Below are 19,292 nucleotides of genomic sequence, written 5' to 3'. Positions count from 1 at the left end.
AGAAGCCAGATCAAGGAAAGGCCAGAGAAGCCAGATCAAGAAAAGGCCAACGCCACAGGCAACCAGACAAAACAATCGCCGAACAGGCAAAACCCCCTAACCTTTAACCCCGGCTGGAAGCCTCAAATGATTCCACGCCGCCAGCCCGGCAAAAACAACCCCAGCAACACTAATCCCCACCCACCCAAAGGTCGGCCAAACCACAGCGCCGACCCCCGACCCGACAGCACCACCAATAAAATAAGCCACCATATAGACGGTATTCACGCGGCTCCGCGCTTCCGGCTTAAGCGCGTAAATCCGCGATTGATTGGAAATCTGCGCCGCCTGCACGCCGATATCGAGGATGATCACGCCGACTACCAATCCAGCAATGCTCTTCGCCGACAAGCCGAAAACAACAAACGAAATCGCCACCAGCACAATCGATACCGTGATAATCGCCCGCGGCCCGCGTCGATCGGAAAACTTGCCGGCAAGCGGCGCGGCCATCGCTCCCGCCGCACCGACGATACCGAATAAGCCGGCCGCCTGCGGCCCTAAATGAAACGGTGCGCCCGCCAGCAATAACGCCAGCACGGACCAGAAAATGCTGAACGCCGCGAACATTGCCGCGCCAGTCAGCGACGCTTCACGCAGCGCGCGATGCTCCACCACCAGATGCCACATTGAGACCAGCAGCTTGCCGTACGGCAAGGTCGACGTCGGCTTGCTCTTCGGCAGACGCATGATGATCACCACCGCCAGTACCAGCAACGCGACGACCGAGGCGCCGAACACCGCACGCCAGCCGAAGTACTCCGCCACAATGCCCGCTGCGGTCCGCGCCAGCAAAATTCCGAGCAACAGTCCGCTCATCACCGTGCCAACGGCATGGCCACGCTCCGTTGGCGGCGCGAGTTCGGCCGCGAACGGCACCGCCTGCTGCGCGATCGTAGCGAGCACGCCGATCGCGAGGCTCGCAAAAATCAGCACCGACAGCGTCGGCGCCGCGGACGCGACCACCAGCGCGATGCACATGCCCACGATCTGCAACAGGATCAGGCGACGTCGATCAAAGCGGTCGCCGAGCGGCGCCAACAACAGCATCCCGGCCGCGTAGCCGAGCTGTGTCACCGCCGGTACCGCGCCGACCCACGACGCGCTGTTCGGAAACGACTGCCGGAAGTTGTCCAGTAGCGGCTGGTTGTAATAGATGTTTGCGACCGCCACGCCGGCAATCGTCGCGAGCAGGAGCAGCAAGCCGCGCAACGACCGGTCGGCGGAAGCGGGAGTGGAAGCGTCGGAAGTGGACATGAGAGGGGGCTATCGATGGACCGGCCCATGCGCGGTCCTCAAGCGTGCCGATCATACCGGAGCAGGAAGGATCGTGCTGACGGGCGTGGCATGGCGACTCGTCCACAGGCCTCGCAGACAAAATGAGATGGTCGTTCGATTTTCGTTCGTAGAATCGGCACGCGCAATAAGATCCATCACGTGACTGATTTCATGATCACAAGCTCGAACCCCGAACCCCGACGAGTCAGCGGCTGGCTGCTCATCGTCCTGATCTGCCTCGCCGCATGGGCACTGTCAACCGCGATCACGATGCGCGATCCACTCAAGCTCATGCTCGAATGGGAGTTGCTGGCGGTGTTCGTGCGCCCCGAAACGCACGGCTGGTATCGCACCGTGATCGCCATGGTCGGGTTCGACGTGATCACCGGCGTGTTCATTGTTGGCGGCGCGGGCTGGCTGGCGCTGCTCGCGCGGCGTAAATCGGCGCGTTTTCCGGTGCAAGCGCAGGCATGGCTGGTGGCCATTGTCGTTATGCGAACCATCGCCTACCTGCTCGGCGACCACATGACCCACGCCATCGGCATCGACATCGCCATTCCATTCGACGGATTCATTCAGGCCGTCGTCGCCGCCGCGCTCGGGGTCCCGTATTTCAGACTGTCCCGGCGCGTAAAGCAGACTTTCGTCGCCGCCTGAGCCGGCGGCGTCCTCAATCGATCAGGTCACCCTCAGGCTCGTAAAACGGATACGGTCCATCGGCTTTGTCGACATACGCATGATGCGTGACGATGCCCGTCGCCGGATCATAGCGATGCAATGCATAAGCGGGCGGCTCCATCACGAACGCGGACGGTGCATCTTCGCGCAGGTCGAGCCCGACCTGATGCGCGGGCGCCGGCACCGCCGACGCAATTGTGCCACCAAAACGCACGAACATCGGCCGATGCACATGACCGCAGATCACCCGCTCGACGTTCGGGTAACGCGCGATCAACGCGGCGAGCTTCGCAGCGGCAGCAGGATCGAGCCGCAATTCATCCATATGCCCGATACCGCAGACGAACGGCGGATGATGCAACGCAACCACCGTCGGCCGGCCTTGTGCCGCATCGAGTTGCGCCGCGAGCCACCCTAGACGCACATCGCACAGAGTGCCGGCACTTTGCCCCGGTACCATCGAATCGAGCGCGATTACGCGCAGCGGTCCGACGTCGACCGCGTATTGCACGAACTCGCCACCCGTGTGCAATTCGTTGCGGTCGGGAAACGCCGCGCGTAACGCAGTCCGTTCGTCGTGATTGCCTACCAGCAGGAAGTAGGGAATTTCGAGTGGCGCGAGCAGGGTCTTGAGGTGCTCGTACTGTTCCGGATCGCCCTGATCGACGAGGTCGCCGGTCATGATCACAACATCGGGACGCGGCTCCAGCGCGTTGAGCGCGGCGATAGTGCGCACGAGATAGGCGCCGGTGTCGACGCGGCGGTAAGCCAGCGCGCCCGGTCGTTTGATATGCAGGTCGCTAATTTGAGCCAGCAGCATGGGGATATCCTTTTTATGGCGCGCTAAAAACATCGCGCTGCCTCATTACGATAGCGCAATCAGCGCGTCCTGCGCGATCGAAATCCCGACCGGCGTGCCGCGCGCGAGTTCTACCCGGCCCGCAACGTCGATCAGCAAAGCGTCCGGTGCGGCGCCACCGATCGTCAGCCGGGTGCGTTCGCCGAGAAATGCCGTGCTTTCGATATTGCCGCGTAATTGGGCGTTGGCCAGGTCGGCGAGGGTCGCGTCTTCTGGGCGGAAGAAAATTTCGTGTGCCGCGCTTGCGTGTGCAGGACCGGAGGGCAGGGGGACGGCACCACCCGTCGTCGTCAGCAGACCATCGCGCCGCTCTCCGGCCAGCCGGTTGATCGTGCCGACGAATTGTGCGACCGTGCGATTCGCCGGACGGTAGTAGATGTCGCGCGGCGATCCGATCTGTTCGATCCGACCCGCGCTCATCACGACGATGCGGTCGCCAAGTTCCATCGCTTCGGCCTGATCGTGCGTCACGTAGACGGTCGTGATGCCCAGCTCGCGCAGCAGCGTATTCATCTCGCTGCGCAAGGTGTCGCGCAAACGCGCATCGAGCGCGGTCAGCGGTTCGTCGAGCAGCAGCACGCGAGGTTGTACGGCAAGTGCACGTGCCAGGGCAACGCGCTGACGCTGGCCGCCCGAAAGCTGATCGATGGATTTGTCCGCATGCGCGGCGAGGCGCATCATCGCGAGCAGTTCATCGACGCGTTGCCGTGCGGGGTCAGCCGGTACCCGTTTGATCTTCAGTCCGTAGCCGATGTTGCCGCGCACGGTCAGGTTCGGAAACAGCGCGTAGCTCTGGAACACCATGCCGACCTGGCGTTTTTCGATCGGCAGCGCAGTGACGTCTTCGTCGCCGAACGCGATGCGGCCGCCGGCGTCGGGTGTCTCGAGGCCCGCGATCATGCGCAGCGTGGTGGTCTTGCCGCAACCGGACGGGCCGAGCAACACCAGGGTCTCACCGGCGCCAATGTGCAGATCGAGCGGTTCGAGTACGCGTGTGCCGCGAAACGTTTTCGCGCATTGTGTGAGCGTGATGGGAACGGAGTCGAGTTTCATGGCGTGGACGTCGGGGTAGGCTTCGAACGAGAAACGGCGATGCGCTTTTTCCCCGCGCTGCGCTGGCCGGTCGCATCGACGCCGAGCCATTGCATCGCGACGAGCAGCGGCATCGTCATGATGAAAAACAGAATCGTGTAGGCGCTGCCGATCTCGATGCGTAACGATGCATAGGTGTCGGCGAGACCGACCGGCAGCGTCTTGGTGTCGGGCGTGTGCAGCATCCACGTCAGGTTGAATTCGCCGATCGAGAGCGTGAGCACCGCCAGCGCACCGGCGACGATCCCCTGCCGCGCATTCGGCAGCACGATTGTGATGAAGCGTTGAAAGAAGCTCGCGCCGAGGCTCGCCGCGCCTTCTTCGAGCGTACGCAGATCGCTGCTCGCGCACACGGCGGCGACCGCGCGCACCATGAACGGCAAGGTGAACACCACATGCCCGACGACGATAAACGCGACGCTCATCCGAAACATCGTGAAGCCGCCGTAGACCACCAGCAGCGCGAGCGCGGAAGCGAGGCCGGGCAGGGCGATCGGCAGCACCAGAAACTCTTCGATCATGCGCGAGAGCCGCGTCTTGCTGCGCGCCAGCACGTAGCCGGCGGGCACGCCGGTCAACAGCGTAATGAGCAAGGTCGCAGCAGCCACTTCGAGCGAGAGAAATACCGAGTCGTGATATTGCGTCCACACTTCGCTGAGCCAACGCAGTGTGAGTCCGCTCGATACGCCTTTGAAGTAGTTGACTGTCAGCCCGGCCATGATCGACATCACGACCGGTACGATCAGAAACGCGCACAGCAGCAGCGTAACGAACCACTGACCGGCTGCCAGCCACGTGCGTGATGACGGAAGTCTGAGCCGCCGCGCGTGCGGGCTGGCGGCGTGCTGGGTTGGCGCGCTAATGGAATTCATCGAAGTCTTGTCATCGGGTTTGGACATGCCGCTCATGCGCTTGCCGCGACAGCCGAGCCGCTCACGCTGCGAGCGAACGCCAGCACGGCCCATGTAACGATGCCGAGCACGATCGAGAGACCCGCGGCCGTCACCATGTTCGCGTTCAACGTAAACTCGGTGTAGATGGTCATCGGCAGCACATCGATGTCCGTGGCCAGTGTGAAGGCGGTGCCGAAGGCGCCCATCGCGGTCGCGAAACAGACGGCACCCGCCGCGATCAAACCTGGCGACAACGCGGGCAGGACGATGTCGCGCGTGATACGCCACGGCGATGCGCCGAGCGAACGCGCGGCTTCTTCGAGCGATGCATCGAGCTTGGTCGCCGACGCCATTACCGTGACGATCACACGAGGAATCGAAAAGTACAGGTAGCCGAGAAAAAGGCCGCTCATCGAGTAAGCGAACACCCAGCGGTCACCGGTTAGTTTTAACGACAACGCACCGATCAGACCCTGACGCCCGGCCAGCATGATCACCATGAAGCCCACCACGACGCCTGGGAATGCCAACGGAAACGTCAGCAGCGCGAGCAGCGTGCGCTTGAGGGGAAACTCACGGCGCGCCAGCAACAAACCGGCGATTACCGAGAGCACCAGGGTCGCGGCCGTGACCGCTGCTGACAACACGACGGTCGCGCCGAGGCTCGACATGTAGCGCGGATTCGTCAGCATCGCACGATAAGTCGCGAACGCGTGGCCGTCGCCGCTGATTTGCGCGAGCACGCCCATCGGCAGCAGCCAGAACGCGATGAAAACCGCCAGCGCCGGCGCGATCAATGCAATGCGCCAGCGCAGCGGGAACGTGACGTCGTTCAATGCATCACCTGTAGATAGCGCTCGCCGAAGCTCGACTGCTTCTCGGCCATTTTGCCGAAATCGACTGGCTTGGCGCGGGCATAGTCGCTTGCGGGCAGGAACCTGGCGGCGGTTTCCGGGCTCATCGCATTCGCGCGCACCGGACGCAGATAGGCTTCGGCCCACAGTTTCTGGCCTTCGTCTGACAGCACGAAGTCGAGTACCTTCTTGCCGTTCGCTTCATGCGGTGCGCCCTTCACGAGAGTCATCACGTACGGTACCGAGATCGTGCCTTCCTTCGGGATTACGAATTCGACATTGGCGTGATCTTTGTACTTCGCGCGGTAGGCGTCGAAGTCATAGTCGAGCAGGATCGGGATTTCACCGGACATTACGCGCGCATAGGCGGTCTGTTTCGGGACGATCGGTGCATTGGCCTTCAGCTTGCGGAACCAGTCGAGGCCCGGCTCGAAGTTATCGAGCGTGCCGCCGAGCGCCTGATTCACCGCGACCGCGCCTGCATAGCCGACAAACGCGCTCGACGGATCGAGGTAGCCGATCATGCCTTTGTACTCAGGCTTCAGCAGGTCGGCCCACGAACGCGGCACTGGCTTGCCTTCGAGTGCATCCTTGTTGACGAAAAAGCCTAGCGTACCCGAGTGGATCGTGAACCAGTAGCCTTGCGGATCCTTCATGTTCGCGGGGATGTCGTCCCAATGCGCGGGCTTGTACGGCTGGATCACGCCTTTGTCTTTCGCCTGGAATGCCGACGACACGCCGAGATACACCACGTCCGCGACCGGACTCTTCTGCTCGGCCATCAGTTGCGCAATCGATTGGCCGGAGTTCTTGTTGTCGAACGGAACGCGGATGCCGGTCTTTTGCTGGATTGCCTTGATCTGGCTCGCCCAGTCGGCCCATTCGGGCGGGCAGTTGTAGCAGATCGCGGTTTCGTCGGCGTGGGCGGCTTGCGGCGCGAGGGCTGCGAGTGCCGCGGTGACGATCATGCCGGCCGAGAGCGCGCTAGCCGCGGTGCGGGCGACGCGGCGCCACAGCGGTTTGATGGATGAAGCAAAGCGTGTTGAAGAGCGGATCACTGCGGGTCTCCTGGAGAGGAAGAGAGCGGGTGGTTCGGGGTTCGAAGTAGATGGTTGAGCGACGGCCTGGCAATGAGGTATTGCGAACGGCTTGTGCACATGGCGTATGCAGTGAGTTCGTTCACCGAGTCACGCAAAGACGCATGCAATGGCTTATACAAAAGGCCTCTCGATCAATGCTGATGCCGATCCCGAAGCATGCGCCGGTGGCTTCTCGCTGCTGTTCGAAATCGCCGCGATGGTGGCGCCTTCGCGCAGGCTGTGCGGCAACGTCAGCGTCAGGGACGTTTCACCTAACGTTTCGTAAGTGCCGGTTACGCGAGCCAGCAAACGCTGCCAGGCGGCGCAGCCGATCTCACGATTCGGCGCGCAGATACTTGCCAGCGGCGGTGACAGCAATTCGCCCATCGCGAGTCCGTCGAAGCCGAGAATCGACATGTCGTGCGGAATCTGCAGACGCGCGCGGCGCAGGCCGCGCATTACGACCATGGCGAGCAGGTCGTTGCTGCAGAAGAGGGCGGTCGGGCGGTTCGGGCCGCTGGTCAGATGAGCGAGCACGGACGGGGCCAGTTCGTCGGCGTTGAAATCGACTTCGAGCGCGGGCGCAGGGGTGAGGCCTGCCTGCTGCATCGCCTGCACGTAGCCGAGATGCCGCTGACGGGCGCGGTCCGAGGCGGCCAGCGTGCCCGCGAGCATCAGGATGCGGCGATGGCCGTGCGCGATCAGCGTGCGTACGCCATCGAATGCGGCGAGGCGGTTATCGACCGAGACTGACGGACGCCGCACCGTGTCGTTATGCATCAGCACGTAGAGCAGGCCGGCGCGATCGAGGTCGTCGAGCAGCGGATGCGTGTCGGCATCGGCGACGGTCAGGATCAGACCTTCCACGCGATGTTCGCGCAACGTTTCGATGGCGTGGCGTTCGCGGTCGGCATCGTACTGGGTGGTCATCAGCATGAGCCGGTAGCCTTGCGCCGCGGCGAGCTCGTCGATGCCTTGCAGGCATTCGGCGAACACGGGATTGGCGAGCGTCGGCAGGATCACGCCGATGAGGCGCGTGCGCTCGCCGCGCAGCTGTCGGCCTAGCGGGCTGGGGCGGAAGTTAAGGGCGTCGATGGATTGGCGCACTTTATCGAGCGTGACCGGGTTCACGGTGTGCGGCGCGTTGATCGCGCGCGAGACCGTGGCGATGGAAAAGCCCGCGTGGGCGGCGACATCTTTGATCGTTGGGATCATGGTTTCCGCTCATCATGTAAACGTTTTCGTGAGCGGATTATCGGGAACGTTTGTGACTTGCGGATGACTCCGGTTTTTGTCTTTGCGGGGCGAGGGTGAGGGTGGACTGCGGCTGGATTGCGCCGGTTTGGTGCGCTCGCCGGGCAATGGTAGAATTCGCGTCCACGCGTGGTTCTGATCCCTGCCGGGGTGATGAAATTGGTAAACATAGCGGACTTAAAATCCGCCGCCTCACGGCTTGTCGGTTCGAGTCCGATCCCCGGCACCAGGCATTCCTCCAAGGAGTTCCAGATGAAAATCCGGAAACTCGTTGCGACATAAGGCTTTTCGGCTTTTCCATTCCCCCATGATCCGGCGTTATCGATGTGCAGCCGGTCGTAACGGGCGGTATCTGTCCGAACTCAGCCATTTGCACCTTGACTGACTACGTACGATCTGAGCGCCCACCGCATGCCCGCGATGCTCATGCGTCGCTAGTGTTCGCGTGAGCATCGCGGCCCATCGCGCGCCTCGGCTGTTGCAGTCCCAGTGCGCGCGCCGCCCCAGCGCGTTAAAGCATCGGGTTTATCACTCCAGCAGATAACCGTATCGGATTTGCTTCGTTGTCGTCGCGCGTGTGCGCGGGTAAATTGGGCTGACTGTGCCATCGCCGGCGCCCTCCGACCAGATTCGACGAAGAGTTTCCTGTGACGACTGCCTTTTCATCCGCTACGGTCAGCGATGCTGGCCGTGCCAATCAGCCCCAGCCCATTGAGATTCGCGCTTTCGACGGCCCCGTCGGCGCGGAAGTTCTGGGTCTCGAGCTCAGCAAGCCGCTGGATCAGGATGATTTTGCACGCATCCACCGTGCGCATCTGGACCATCACGTGCTGGTGTTTCGCGATCAACGCATCACGCCGGATCAGCAGATTGCCTTCAGCCGCCGCTTCGGCCCGTTGCAGATTCACGTGCTGCATCAATTCCAGTTGCCAGGCTACCCGGAGGTGCTGATCGTCTCGAACATCGTCGAGAACGGCCAGCCGATCGGTCTCGGCGACGCCGGTCATTACTGGCATTCCGATCTGTCCTACAAGGAGAAGCCGAGCCTCGGTTCGATGCTGCACGCGCAGGAACTGCCTTCGGAAGGCGGCGATACGTTGTTCGCCAACATGCATCTCGCGTGGGAAACCTTGCCGGCACATTTGCGCAGCGCGGTACAAGGGCGTTCGGCGGAGCACACGTATCTCGCGAAATATGCGGAATTGCAGAAGCGCAGCCCATGGCGGCCGAATCTGTCGGCGGAGCAGATCGCCCAAGTGAAGCCGGTGGTGCAGCCGCTCGTGCGCACGCATCCTGAGACCGGGCGCCGCGCGCTCTTCGTCAGTGAGCATTTCACGACCCGTGTGATCGGCTTGCCGGAAGACGAGAGCAAGTCATTACTCGAGGAAATTTTCGCGCATAGCGTGCGCCCCGAGCACCTGTACCGGCATCAATGGGCCGAACACGACATGGTGTTCTGGGACAACCGCTCACTAATGCATCTTGCAGCCGGTACGCCAGATCATCTGCGCCGCAAACTGTATCGCACGACGATTGAAGGCGACGTGCCGTTCTGACGGCAATGCCGCCCGCCTTGACCACTATCCCACGCTGACCGGAGTTCCGATGCTTGCCAGGTTTCGCCCGACCGCTCTTCGGTCGTCTTTTGCCCGTCGTTTGACCGCATCGCTACTTACCTTATCAGTGGGTGCGGCCGGCTTCGGCGCAGCCGTGCCCGCCCGTGCCGAAGGCCAGATCCGCGTGGCCGAACAGTTCGGTATCGTCTATTTGTTGCTGAACGTGGCACGGGACCAGCAATTTGTCGAGAAAGAAGGGCGTAAGCATGGGCTCGACATCAAGGTCGACTGGGTGAAGCTCTCGGGCGGCGCCGCCGTCAACGACGCGCTGCTCTCCGGCGCGGTGGATATCGCCGGTGCGGGCGTCGGCCCCTTGCTGACGATCTGGGACCGCACGCATGGCAAGCAGAACGTGAAGGGCGTGGCGTCGCTCGGTAATCTGCCGTATTACCTCGTCAGCAACAATCCCAATGTCAAGACGATCGCCGACTTTACCGAGAAGGACCGCATCGCGGTGCCGGCGGTTAATGTGTCGGTGCAATCGCGCGTGCTGCAATACGCGGCGGCGAAGCGCTGGGGCGACAAGGATTACAACCGCCTCGACAAGTTCACGCAGGCGCTGCCACATCCTGACGCGGCAGCGGCGATCATTGCGGGCGGCACCGAAATCACCGGACACTTTGGCAATCCGCCGTTTCAGGAGCAGGAGCTCGCCGGGAATCCAAAGGCGCACATCGTGCTGAATTCGTACGACGTGCTGGGTGGCCCGAGCTCGGCAACCGTCCTGTACGCGACGGAGAAATTCCGCGACAACAATCCGAAGACCTACCGCGCATTTGTCGATGCGCTGGCGGATGCCGCACGCTTTATCTCGGCGAATCCCGACGCCGCAGCTGATATCTATATCCGTACGAATCAGTCGAAGATCGACCGTAATCTGCTGCTGAAGGTCATCAAGGATCCACAGGTGCAATTCAAGGTCGCACCGCAGAACACGTTCGGACTCGCGCAGTTCATGTATCGCGTCGGCGCCATCAAAAACGAGCCCAAGTCATGGAAGGACTATTTCTTCGACGACCCGGCGACGGCGACAGGAAGTTGAGCATGATTTTCTTCTTGAACTTCGACGGACATAAATCGGCCCGCGTGGTCAGCTCACAGGGAGCGATCTGATGGTGGCAAATCCCACGCTGCTGTTTCCAGGCCACACTCAGCAGGCCGGTCCGGCTACCAGCGAAAGGCTGCTCGCGGTCGAGCATGTCAACCTGGAATATCGCACGCGTGAGCGGATCGTTCGCGCGACTCATGACGTGAGTTTCGATGTCTACGGCGGCGACCGCTTCGTGTTGCTAGGGCCATCGGGTTGCGGCAAGTCGACCCTGCTCAAAGCCGTGGCCGGCTTTATCGAACCAAGCTCCGGCACTATCTCGCTCGACGGCCAGACTGTGCGAGGACCCGGTGCCGATCGCATCGTCGTGTTTCAGGAGTTCGATCAGTTACCGCCGTGGAAGACAGTTCTGCAGAACGTCGCCTTTCCGTTGCGTGTCGCGAAGAAGCTTTCGCGCGTGGAAGCCAACGAGCGTGCGCTGCATTATCTGGAGAAGGTGGGACTCGCGTCATTTGCCAAGGCCTATCCGCATACGTTGTCGGGCGGTATGAAGCAGCGCGTCGCGATCGCCCGTGCACTGGCGATGCAGCCACGCGTGCTACTGATGGACGAGCCGTTCGCCGCGCTCGATGCGCTCACTCGCCGCAAAATGCAGGAAGAACTGCTGCGTCTGTGGGAGGAAGTCAACTTCACGCTGCTGTTCGTGACGCATTCGATCGAGGAGGCGCTGGTGGTCGGCAATCGTATCCTGTTGTTGTCGCCACATCCGGGACGGGTGCGTGCCGAGTTGAACAGCCATCAGTATTCGCAGGATAGTTTCGGACGCAGTGATTTTCAGCGCAGCGTCGCGCGGATTCATCACCTGTTGTTCGAGCAGACGGAGGCCATGCAATGAGTTCCCCCGCCACCTTGTTGCCGCCGGTTCGCGAGGAGTACGAGCGTTCGCTCGAACCACTCGGTGAGTTCGTGCTTGAGGCGCCGCTGCCGCTCGGCAAACGCATCTACGCGCAAAGCTGGTTGCGCAAGACGTTGATCGCGCTGGTGTTGATCGCAATCTGGGAAATCGCCGCGCGGATGATCGATAACGATCTCCTGCTGCCGACCTTCGGGGCGACGTTCAGCGCGTTCGTCCAGGGCGTGTGGTCCGGCGAGCTGCTGCAGAAAACCGCTGTGTCGATGTCCGTGCTGTTGCGCGGCTATCTGCTCGGTGCCGCGCTCGCGTTCGTGCTGACCTCGCTTGCCGTCTCGACGCGCCTCGGCCGTGATGTTCTGTCGATGCTGACGGCGATGTTCAACCCGTTGCCTTCCATCGCGCTATTGCCGCTCGCGTTGCTCTGGTTCGGTCTCGGCACCGGGAGCCTGTTGTTCGTGCTGGTCCATTCGGTACTGTGGCCGCTGGCGCTGAACACCTACTCCGGTTTTCAATCGGTGCCGGCGACGTTGCGCATGACGGGGCGCAACTACGGGCTCACGGGCATACGCCATGTGTTGCTGATTCTGGTGCCGGCGGCGTTACCCGCGATCCTGGCTGGCTTGCGGGTGGGCTGGGCCTTTGCGTGGCGCACGCTGATCGCCGCCGAACTCGTATTCGGAGCGAGTTCCGGCAGCGGTGGGCTTGGCTGGTATATCTTTCAGAATCGCAACGAGTTGTACACGGATCGTGTTTTCGCAGGGCTGGCTGCAGTAATCGTGATTGGCTTGCTGATCGAGCATCTGGTGTTCGATACGCTCGAGCGCGTGACCGTTCGGCGCTGGGGCGTGCAGCACTAACGGTCCGATGGCCGCGACCACCATAGTGTAGAAAGTGCTTAAGCCTGACGAAATGCGACGCGCGCCAAAGTTGGCGAAACGCTCGGTTGCTCTTGCCGCTACGTTGGACTACAACTCTTAAGCTGCGCCGCGACCTGCCACCGGCACGCTGAGCATCTCATTGACAGACGACGGTTCGCAACAAGGCGTGCGAACCGTTGGGGACCGTGAATAGACGAGCGCCTTGGGCCCTGAACCAGATAGATAAGGAGCGTCCCGTCATGCGTATGCGCCCAGATCCCACATTCCACGCATCGCCGAAACTCGCGATGGATGCGCCTGTGGAAGACTTTGCCTACACGTTGCTGCTCAGCCCCGATTTCTCGCAGCCCGACGCGCTCGCCGTCGTCGACGTGAAGCCCGGATCGCCGACCTACAGCCAGGTGGTTCACACCGTGCCGGTGCCGAACAAGGGAGACGAATTCCACCATTTCGGATGGAATGCCTGCTCATCGTCACTGTCGCCGCTGACCGGCCACGCCTTCCTCGAACGGCGCTATCTGATCATTCCGGGGATGCGCTCCTCGCGCATCTACATCGTCGACACCCAACCCCATCCAACCCAGGCGCGAATCCACAAAATCATCGAACCTGAAGAAATCTTCCGCAAGACGGGCTACTCGCGTCCGCACACCGTTCATTGCGGACCTGAAGGGATCTACGTGAGCACGCTCGGTGGCGGGGGGAAGGATGGCACCGATGGCCCCCCGGGCATTTTCATCATGGACTGCGAGACTTTCGACGTGCTCGGCCGCTGGGAGATCGACCGCGGGTTGCAGGAGAAACACTACGATTTCTGGTGGAACCTGCCGCGTGACTACATGGTGTCGAGCGAGTGGGCGTTGCCGCCGCAATTCGAGAACGGCATCGTCCCCGAAGATCTTCTGTCGAACAAGTACGGGCACCACATCCACTTCTGGGATCTGCGGGCAAGGCGCAACGTGCAGACGATCGATCTTGGCGCGAATCACCAGATGGCGCTCGAAGTGCGGCCTGCGCACGATCCCAGCCGGGAGTACGGCTTCATCGGCGTGGTAGTGGACACGACGAATCTTGAAGGGTCGATCTGGACCTGGTGGCGGGAGGGTGGCAAATTCCATATCGAGAAGACCGCGACCATTCCGCCCGAGCCCGCAGCCACGGAATTGCTTCCGCCGTTGCTTCAGGGATTCGGCGCGGTGCCGCCGCTCGTCACCGATATCGATCTCTCCATCGACGACAAATTCCTGTATGTCGCCTGCTGGGGAACCGGCGAGATGCGCCAGTACGACGTGACGGAACCCAGGAAACCGAAGCTCACGGGATCGGTCCACATCGGCGGGATCGTGCGGCGCACGCCTCATCCGAACGGTAAAATTTTTGCGGGTGGCCCGCAGATGGTCGAGATCAGCCGCGACGGGAAGCGGGTCTATTGGACTAACTCGCTCTACTCGACCTGGGACAACCAGTTCTACCCGGACGGCGTGCCGGCGGCACAGGTCATGGCCCGGGCTGAACCTGGCGGTGGCCTCGCGCTGGCCGACGACTACTGGGTGGCCTTTCCCGACGGATACCGGGCTCACCAGATCCGCCTCGAAGGGGGCGACTGCTCGACCGATTCGTTCTGCTACCCGTCGGTGGGGACTTGATTGGCGGCGGCTGGCCGCAGGCCGGCCTCTGGTTGGCCGTCGTGGCGAGTGGTCTCTATCACGGGCTCAACCCGGCAATGGGATGGCCGCTCGCCGTGTCCAGCGGGCTGATGGAGAAACGGGCACGGGCGCTGTTCTCCGCGCTCTTATACCTCGCGGCGGGGCACGTGTTGGCCATGTTCGTGGTCATGGTGCCCTTCGCCATGCTTGCGATCCTGCTCGCCTGGCAGCGCGCGATCCAGATCGGCGCGAGTGTGCTGGTCATGGGTTTTGGTGCCTGCCTTCTGATCTGGCGGCGCCATCCGCGTGTACTCGCGCGGATCCCACCGTCGCGGCTCGCGCTCTGGTCCTTCGCCGTTGCCATCGCGCACGGCGCAGGACTGATGCTTGTGCCGATCTACCTCGGTCTTTGCCGGTCCTACGACATGGATCAAGGTCATCAGGCCGCGCAGGCCCTGATCGGCGCCAATCTGGGCATGGCGCTGCTGGTCTCCGGCGTCCACGCTACCGCCATGATCGTGGTCGGCGGACTGCTCGCCTGGTGGGTCTACCGCTACCTGGGGCTGAAGTTCGTGTCACGGAGCTGGTTCAATCTGGACGCAGTCTGGGCATCGAGTCTCATTCTGGTGGGCACGCTCTCATTGGTGTTCAATACCGTGGCACCAGGCGGCGAAGGGGGATAGCAGCGGGCTTGCGTCGACGTGGCGCTGATCGAACTAGGCGGGCCCGAGCAGGTCTCTCCACTCCGGAAGGCTTCCCTTCGGATCCAGTGCTTCGACCAGGGGCGCGCCGCACGTCGCCAGGTCCTGTTGAACGTCGGCAACAGCGCTTGCGAGCGCACTCGACATCCCTAAGGCGTCCAGCATCAATGCGGCCTCGCGCATCTCTTCGGCGCGCCGTTGCCCGTGTTCGACCACGCGACCGATCAGATACGCCTCGTAGCCCTTATCCCAGCCCACGCCCGGAAAGCTTGCCGCGAGCGATGCCAGCACGCGGCCGTCGACGTCGAAGTGTCGGGCCGCCAGCATCGACTGAACGCAGAGCGCCTCCATGCCCCTTGATCATGATGCTGCGGCATAGCTTGATGGCTGACGCGAGGCCGACTTCCTGCGCCACGGCTTCCGTGCGCATTCCCAAAGCATTGAGACGGTCTGCCGTTGGCGCGGCGAGTCGCCCGCCTAACAGCATCGGCACCTGTATGCCGTGCGGCGGAACCGGCGCCATCACCGCGGCTTCCACGTAGTCGGCGCCATTGCGCTCGATCTGCTGGCAGTTGCGCTGCTTGACCGCAGGCGAAACTGAATTGAGGTCGACGAAGATCTGGCCGCTCGTCAGATATTGCGCTGAAGTTGTCGCGACCGCTTCCGCCTGGCTCGCTGTGACCGCGGAGAAAATGAGCTGAGCATCGCGCAGTGCCGCCGGGAGATCGTCGGCCACGTGAACGTTGCTTTCGTAGGCCCGCAGCGCGATCGTCGAGCGCGTGGCCACATCTTGCAGCTTGATGTCGAAGATGGATACTTCATGGCCGGCCGCGGTCAATGCGCGACCGAAGATAGGCCCCACTTCTCCGAAGCCGATGATTGCGATGCGGCCAGTAGGCTGAGTGAGATTCTGATCCATGCTGGTTCTCTGCGAATAAGGGTGGGGAAAGACAACTTGAGGTTAAGGCGCGCCGTGCTTTGCGTCGCGACCTCAATGCGGATGTTCGCTTGCCCGGACTGCCACCGATCCGGCTGGCGGCGCGTGACGGCCGCTCATGTAGGCGTCGAATTTCTGCTGGTCGAACATGCGCTCCCATTTCGACAGCACGAGCACCGCGACCGAGTTGCCGATCACGTTGGTCGTCGACGTGGCGATCGCGAGCACACGATCGATGCCGAATAGCAGACCCACGCCCGACAACGGCAGCGCGTGCGAAGACTGCAAGGTGGCCGCCAGTTTGACCAGCGCGCCACCGGCCGCGCCGGCGCCGCCCTTCGACGTAAGCAGCATGACCGCGAGTAAGGCCAGCTGCTGCGAGAGCGAAAGCGGGGTATCGGTCGCCTGCGAAATGAAGCCGACTCCGCACGCCATATACAGGCAGGCGCCGTCAATATTGAAGCTATAACCTGCCGGCAGCACGAACCCGACTACCGCTTCGTCACAGCCCGCCTGTTCGAGCCTGGTGATGAGACGGGGAAGCGCGACTTCGCTGGCAGCCGTGCCCGTGGCGAGAATCTCACGAATAGCGCATCGAGAATCGAACGCGCCGGCGTCTGTTGCGCGGTAAAACCCACTCTGTGTCAGCCAATTGCTGTAGCTTGAGTCCCCGCTTGCCGGCGAGCGGGTGGTCCGCGCGCGCGAGCACGACCATGTCGGCGGACATCAGCGGCTCCGCATGCAGCCCGCTGGCGGCATCGGTGGGACGCAGGGCGCCGAGAATGAAGTCGATGTCGCCGGCGCGCAGCCTCGCCACGAGCGTCTCGTAGGCGCTTTCGTTGGTGGTAATGCGTACACCGGGAAAGGCGCGCCTGACACGCGCTACCGCTTCTGGAAGGATCAAGGTGCGGCTGAACGGTAATGCGCCGACCGCAGCATGACCGCGGATACTGCCGCGCACGGCGGCGATATCGTCCGGGATATGGCGCAGTTCGTTGAGGGCGCGCCGCACGTGCAGAGCGAAAACTTCGCCCTCGCGGGTGAGTTGTACGCCTCGCGCCGTGCGATGAAACAGCGTGATATCCGCGCCATTCTCAAGAATCCGCACTGCGCTGCTGACGGCCGGCTGACGCCAAGCGCCTGCGCCGCGCTTGGCATGTGCTGATGGTGCACGAGAGCCACGAACAACTGCAAGCGCCGGGTGTTCAGCAAGTAGGACGGAAGCGAGCCGGAAGTGAAGGCGCGTGCGCGCGCCTGGCGCGTCGCGCACCATTGCGCGAGTGCATGCAATTCCGCGAAAATGCGCCGGCTGCGTTCGTCGACGGTACGCCCAACCGAGTGGGCAGCATGCCCGATGGCCGGCGTTCCAGTAGCCGTTCGCCGAGTGTTTCTTCAAGCTCCCGCACGGAACGCGTCACGGCTGATTGCGTGCGAAAGAGCAGCGCCGCTGCCCGGCTTGCACTGCCGTGTTCAACGACGATAGTGAACACACGCAGTTGGGCGAGATTGAGAAGTTCGGCGGTCGGGGGTGTCGGGTTGGCCAAGAGAGCGGACGCGCGAAATAAACGCAGGGTCAGGCCGCGGTGCCGTAGAGCGGCAATATTTTCGATTCGAGCATGGCGATCGCCTGGATGGCAAGTTGTGACAGCGTGTGCTTGCTACTGGTTGCAATCGCAAGACGGCTAAACAACGTCGGCTCGGTAATGCGGATCACCTGGAAGCGCCGCTTGAGCGCGTCGCTACTAGTCGCATTGAGCGATAGCACCGCATAGCCGATGCCCTCGCTGACCAGATCGAGAATCGAGGTCACCGCATCGACCTCCAGTTCGATCCGCAATCTTACGCCTTGTTCCGCGGCAGCCGCCTCGACCATCCGTCTGATCGCGTGCATGCGGCCAGGGATGATGAGCGGGTAGCGCACGATTTCTCGCAGCGTGATCGTTGCCGTGGGCTCGCGCGCTCCCTCTGCGAGCGTATCGCCACTGTCCGGGCCGATCAGAAACAGTTCTTCGGTAAAGATGGTGCGCTTGTCGATCAGCGGCGTATCGAATGTGTCGTACAGGACCGCGACGTCGATGCGGCCCATCATCAGCCATTCAATCAGATAGGTGGACAAGCCTTGAGCCACCGAGATGGTCGCCCCGGGAAAGGAGGAACGAAAGCCACGGACGAGTTCATGCGTGGCGACTCTCGCGAAGCTGGGGGTAATGCCGATGCCGAAATGACCGCCGGGTGCGCCGTGCAACTCGTCCAGATCCTGCGAGGCGCGTTGCACCTGCTGCAGGATACCTTTCGCATGCGCAAGCATCCGCTGGCCTGCCGGCGTTAGCGTTACGCCGCGGCCGGTCCGCTCGAGCAGCGTATGCCGCAATTCCACTTCCAGGTGCCGCACGAGCCGGCTCAAGGCGGGCTGGTTCGTGTCCAGCGTAATCGCGGCACGTGTAAAGCTGCCGAGTTCAGCGACGTGAACGAATGCCTCGAGCTGCTTCAGGTCCATTGTTGGCAACTCATGTGAAATTCACATATCAGCTAGTTCAATATGGCGATTGTACCGATCCATCATCGTCGCCACAATGCATGCAGCCCATACCAAGCCGCGCCACGCGGCATGACTTCGAGACGACGTTCCATGAAATCCTGCTTGCCGCCCGATTCCCATCCCGTTCGACCCGCTCAACACCTTCCTGCCGGCGCGTGTGACGCGCACTGCCACGTATTCGGCCCTGCCGATCGGTTTCCTTATGCGCCGGATCGCAGCTACACGCCGCCCGACGCCCCGTTTGAGCGTCTCGTTGCGTTGCACGATTTTCTCGGCGCGAGCCGGGGCGTGATTGTGCAGGCGAGCTGCCATGGCACGGACAACACGGCGATGCTGAATGCGATCGCGCGCGGCAATGGGCGCTATCGCGGCGTTGCGATCGTCGACGGCGATGTGACCGACGAACAATTGGCCGACCTCGACGCGCGCGGCGTGCGCGGCGTGCGCTTCAATTTCGTCGCGCATCTGGGCGGGGCGCCCGATCTCGACGTATTCGACCGGGTGCTCGAGCGGATCGAGCGTCTTGGCTGGCACGTCGTGCTGCATCTCGACGCGCAAGACATCCTGCAATATGGCGAGCGGATCGCGCGTATCAAGGTGCCGTTCGTGATCGACCACATGGGCCGTGTACGCGCGGAAGCCGGCGTCGACCAGCAACCGTTCCGGCAGCTTCTGGAACTGATGCGCAACCCGCTCGCATGGGTCAAGGTGTGTGGCGCCGAGCGCGTGTCCGCCGGCCGCCGTCCGTTCGACGACGCGATCCCGTTCGCGCACGCGCTGATCGAAGCCGCCCCCGACCGTGTGCTGTGGGGGACCGACTGGCCGCATCCGAACATCAGCAAGGACATGCCGAACGACGGCGAACTGGTCGATTTGCTGTTCCGCTTCTGTCCGGACGCGGCGCTGCGCGAAAAACTGCTCGTCACGAACCCGGCACGGCTTTACGGATTCTGAGCGAACCGTTTGCTTTATTCACGATTCACTTTTG

General features: G+C 62.4%; 19 protein-coding genes, 1 tRNA gene and 1 pseudogene. 9 read left to right on the top strand and 12 right to left on the bottom strand.

Features of this window, described 5'->3' with window-relative positions; genetic code table 11:
* Positions 1-96 precede the first annotated feature (96 nt).
* Positions 97-1,296: an MFS transporter gene (locus tag PQQ52_RS10950; protein WP_408210312.1), complete on the bottom strand. Its 1,200-nt coding sequence runs from the start codon at positions 1,294-1,296 to the stop codon at positions 97-99.
* 192 nt (positions 1,297-1,488) lie between these two features.
* On the opposite strand from PQQ52_RS10950, the gene PQQ52_RS10945 reads away from it, so the two are divergent.
* Positions 1,489-1,974 (top strand): DUF2569 domain-containing protein, encoded by a 486-nt coding sequence (locus tag PQQ52_RS10945; RefSeq protein WP_408210310.1) that lies wholly within the window; start codon positions 1,489-1,491, stop codon positions 1,972-1,974.
* Between the two features lie 13 nt (positions 1,975-1,987).
* On the opposite strand, the gene PQQ52_RS10940 is transcribed toward PQQ52_RS10945, so the two are convergent.
* The 6 genes from PQQ52_RS10940 to PQQ52_RS10915 all read right to left on the bottom strand — a co-directional run bounded on the left by PQQ52_RS10940 (position 1,988) and on the right by PQQ52_RS10915 (position 7,987).
* The gene (locus PQQ52_RS10940) at positions 1,988-2,815 is read right to left on the bottom strand and encodes a phosphodiesterase (protein ID WP_408210308.1); all 828 of its coding nucleotides are present in this window, start codon (positions 2,813-2,815) and stop codon (positions 1,988-1,990) included.
* 45 nt (positions 2,816-2,860) lie between these two features.
* The gene (locus tag PQQ52_RS10935) at positions 2,861-3,907 is read right to left on the bottom strand and encodes an ABC transporter ATP-binding protein (RefSeq protein ID WP_408210305.1); all 1,047 of its coding nucleotides are present in this window, start codon (positions 3,905-3,907) and stop codon (positions 2,861-2,863) included.
* Positions 3,904-4,818, bottom strand: coding sequence for an ABC transporter permease (locus PQQ52_RS10930; RefSeq protein WP_408210341.1), 915 nt, complete (start codon positions 4,816-4,818; stop codon positions 3,904-3,906). Before PQQ52_RS10930 ends, PQQ52_RS10935 begins: the two co-directional genes overlap by 4 nt.
* Positions 4,819-4,850: 32 nt before the next feature.
* A complete protein-coding gene (locus tag PQQ52_RS10925; protein ID WP_408210302.1) occupies positions 4,851-5,675 on the bottom strand; it encodes an ABC transporter permease in 825 nt (274 codons plus the stop codon).
* Positions 5,672-6,751, bottom strand: coding sequence for an ABC transporter substrate-binding protein (locus tag PQQ52_RS10920; protein WP_408210300.1), 1,080 nt, complete (start codon positions 6,749-6,751; stop codon positions 5,672-5,674). Before PQQ52_RS10920 ends, PQQ52_RS10925 begins: the two co-directional genes overlap by 4 nt.
* A gap of 153 nt (positions 6,752-6,904) precedes the next feature.
* Complete coding sequence (locus PQQ52_RS10915) at positions 6,905-7,987, bottom strand: LacI family DNA-binding transcriptional regulator (protein WP_408210297.1); 1,083 nt, start codon at positions 7,985-7,987, stop codon at positions 6,905-6,907.
* A 183-nt stretch (positions 7,988-8,170) separates the two neighbouring features.
* On the opposite strand from PQQ52_RS10915, the gene PQQ52_RS10910 reads away from it, so the two are divergent.
* The 7 genes from PQQ52_RS10910 (at position 8,171) to PQQ52_RS10880 (ending at position 14,810) form a co-directional block, all read left to right on the top strand.
* Positions 8,171-8,255, top strand: a tRNA-Leu gene (locus tag PQQ52_RS10910).
* 418 nt (positions 8,256-8,673) lie between these two features.
* Positions 8,674-9,582: a TauD/TfdA dioxygenase family protein gene (locus tag PQQ52_RS10905; protein WP_408210294.1), complete on the top strand. Its 909-nt coding sequence runs from the start codon at positions 8,674-8,676 to the stop codon at positions 9,580-9,582.
* 49 nt (positions 9,583-9,631) lie between these two features.
* Entirely contained in the window at positions 9,632-10,684 is a 1,053-nt protein-coding gene (locus tag PQQ52_RS10900) for an ABC transporter substrate-binding protein (protein ID WP_408210292.1), read from the top strand.
* A 70-nt stretch (positions 10,685-10,754) separates the two neighbouring features.
* Positions 10,755-11,585 (top strand): ABC transporter ATP-binding protein, encoded by an 831-nt coding sequence (locus tag PQQ52_RS10895; protein ID WP_408210289.1) that lies wholly within the window; start codon positions 10,755-10,757, stop codon positions 11,583-11,585.
* Positions 11,582-12,460, top strand: a complete 879-nt coding sequence (locus PQQ52_RS10890; protein WP_408210286.1) for an ABC transporter permease — start codon at positions 11,582-11,584, stop codon at positions 12,458-12,460. The genes PQQ52_RS10895 and PQQ52_RS10890 overlap by 4 nt, the downstream gene beginning before the upstream one ends.
* Before the next feature lie 260 nt (positions 12,461-12,720).
* Positions 12,721-14,127 carry a selenium-binding protein SBP56-related protein gene (locus tag PQQ52_RS10885; protein ID WP_408210283.1) on the top strand — a complete coding sequence of 469 codons (1,407 nt, stop codon included), beginning with the start codon at positions 12,721-12,723 and terminating at the stop codon, positions 14,125-14,127.
* On the top strand, positions 14,124-14,810 hold the full coding sequence (locus PQQ52_RS10880; RefSeq protein ID WP_408210280.1) for a hypothetical protein: 687 nt from the start codon (positions 14,124-14,126) through the stop codon (positions 14,808-14,810). The genes PQQ52_RS10885 and PQQ52_RS10880 overlap by 4 nt, the downstream gene beginning before the upstream one ends.
* A 33-nt stretch (positions 14,811-14,843) precedes the next feature.
* On the opposite strand, the gene PQQ52_RS10875 is transcribed toward PQQ52_RS10880, so the two are convergent.
* The 5 genes and pseudogenes from PQQ52_RS10875 to PQQ52_RS10855 form a co-directional block, all read right to left on the bottom strand.
* Positions 14,844-15,086: a DUF1932 domain-containing protein gene (locus PQQ52_RS10875; protein ID WP_408210277.1), complete on the bottom strand. Its 243-nt coding sequence runs from the start codon at positions 15,084-15,086 to the stop codon at positions 14,844-14,846.
* Positions 15,073-15,747 carry an NAD(P)-binding domain-containing protein gene (locus PQQ52_RS10870; protein WP_408210274.1) on the bottom strand — a complete coding sequence of 225 codons (675 nt, stop codon included), beginning with the start codon at positions 15,745-15,747 and terminating at the stop codon, positions 15,073-15,075. The genes PQQ52_RS10875 and PQQ52_RS10870 overlap by 14 nt, the downstream gene beginning before the upstream one ends.
* 72 nt (positions 15,748-15,819) lie before the next feature.
* A complete protein-coding gene (locus PQQ52_RS10865) occupies positions 15,820-16,296 on the bottom strand; it encodes a cation:dicarboxylate symporter family transporter (protein WP_408210338.1) in 477 nt (158 codons plus the stop codon).
* A 23-nt stretch (positions 16,297-16,319) separates the two neighbouring features.
* A pseudogene (locus PQQ52_RS10860) lies at positions 16,320-17,309 on the bottom strand (LysR family transcriptional regulator); the annotation flags it as partial.
* Positions 17,310-17,338: 29 nt separating this feature from the next.
* On the bottom strand, positions 17,339-18,262 hold the full coding sequence (locus PQQ52_RS10855; RefSeq protein WP_408210272.1) for a LysR family transcriptional regulator: 924 nt from the start codon (positions 18,260-18,262) through the stop codon (positions 17,339-17,341).
* A 132-nt stretch (positions 18,263-18,394) separates the two neighbouring features.
* On the opposite strand from PQQ52_RS10855, the gene PQQ52_RS10850 reads away from it, so the two are divergent.
* Complete coding sequence (locus tag PQQ52_RS10850) at positions 18,395-19,258, top strand: amidohydrolase family protein (protein WP_408210269.1); 864 nt, start codon at positions 18,395-18,397, stop codon at positions 19,256-19,258.
* The last annotated feature ends 34 nt before the right edge of the window (positions 19,259-19,292 follow it).

The sequence above is a fragment of the Paraburkholderia sediminicola genome, assembly GCF_046030555.1.
Classification (GTDB): Bacteria; Pseudomonadota; Gammaproteobacteria; order Burkholderiales; family Burkholderiaceae; genus Paraburkholderia; species Paraburkholderia sediminicola_E.
The sequence above is the reverse complement of the archived record's forward strand: the minus strand, read 5'-3'. Positions and strand labels throughout refer to the sequence as shown.

Excerpts from the sequence above, each read along its gene's own strand:
- PQQ52_RS10950 (WP_408210312.1), bottom strand. The coding sequence starts at position 1,296 with ATGTCCACTTCCGACGCTTCCACTCCCGCTTCCGCCGACCGGTCGTTG.
- PQQ52_RS10945 (WP_408210310.1), top strand. The coding sequence starts at position 1,489 with ATGATCACAAGCTCGAACCCCGAACCCCGACGAGTCAGCGGCTGGCTG.
- PQQ52_RS10940 (WP_408210308.1), bottom strand. The coding sequence starts at position 2,815 with ATGCTGCTGGCTCAAATTAGCGACCTGCATATCAAACGACCGGGCGCG.
- PQQ52_RS10935 (WP_408210305.1), bottom strand. The coding sequence starts at position 3,907 with ATGAAACTCGACTCCGTTCCCATCACGCTCACACAATGCGCGAAAACG.
- PQQ52_RS10930 (WP_408210341.1), bottom strand. The coding sequence starts at position 4,818 with ATGAATTCCATTAGCGCGCCAACCCAGCACGCCGCCAGCCCGCACGCG.
- PQQ52_RS10915 (WP_408210297.1), bottom strand. The coding sequence starts at position 7,987 with ATGATCCCAACGATCAAAGATGTCGCCGCCCACGCGGGCTTTTCCATC.
- PQQ52_RS10900 (WP_408210292.1), top strand. The coding sequence starts at position 9,632 with ATGCTTGCCAGGTTTCGCCCGACCGCTCTTCGGTCGTCTTTTGCCCGT.
- PQQ52_RS10895 (WP_408210289.1), top strand. The coding sequence starts at position 10,755 with ATGGTGGCAAATCCCACGCTGCTGTTTCCAGGCCACACTCAGCAGGCC.
- PQQ52_RS10890 (WP_408210286.1), top strand. The coding sequence starts at position 11,582 with ATGAGTTCCCCCGCCACCTTGTTGCCGCCGGTTCGCGAGGAGTACGAG.
- PQQ52_RS10885 (WP_408210283.1), top strand. The coding sequence starts at position 12,721 with ATGCGTATGCGCCCAGATCCCACATTCCACGCATCGCCGAAACTCGCG.
- PQQ52_RS10870 (WP_408210274.1), bottom strand. The coding sequence starts at position 15,747 with ATGGATCAGAATCTCACTCAGCCTACTGGCCGCATCGCAATCATCGGC.
- PQQ52_RS10855 (WP_408210272.1), bottom strand. The coding sequence starts at position 18,262 with ATGGACCTGAAGCAGCTCGAGGCATTCGTTCACGTCGCTGAACTCGGC.
- PQQ52_RS10850 (WP_408210269.1), top strand. The coding sequence starts at position 18,395 with ATGAAATCCTGCTTGCCGCCCGATTCCCATCCCGTTCGACCCGCTCAA.